Annotated in this window: 1 protein-coding gene; it reads right to left on the bottom strand. The window is 58.7% G+C overall.

Annotation, left to right across the window (positions count from 1 at the left end; genetic code table 11):
* Positions 1-276, bottom strand: a 276-nt coding sequence (locus tag SB754_RS20080) for a hypothetical protein (RefSeq protein WP_410784136.1), incomplete at both ends; no start/stop codon positions are given.

Raw genomic sequence — 276 nt, forward strand, 5'->3', positions numbered from 1 at the left:
GGTCGACCCGCGCCGTCATAGACAACGATCTGACCCGGCCGCATTTCAGTCCAGCCCGATCCGTTGTTGATTCCGTTGAACTGTAGTTCTCCTGACTGCATGTCGATGATAACGCAGGGCCGTCCGTTACTTCCGATGGCTGTCGACTGTAGCCGGCCGCGCACGAGCGCAAGGTCAACCCGCAGGTTATTCACGATAGCGTCGCTCATGACAACCTGCCCGCCGCTGATTGCAAACGGCGAGATGAGCCCGTTACCGTTCGGATCAACGACCATG

It is taken from the genome of Leifsonia sp. SIMBA_070 (assembly GCF_046534635.1).
Classification (GTDB): Bacteria; Actinomycetota; Actinomycetes; order Actinomycetales; family Microbacteriaceae; genus Leifsonia.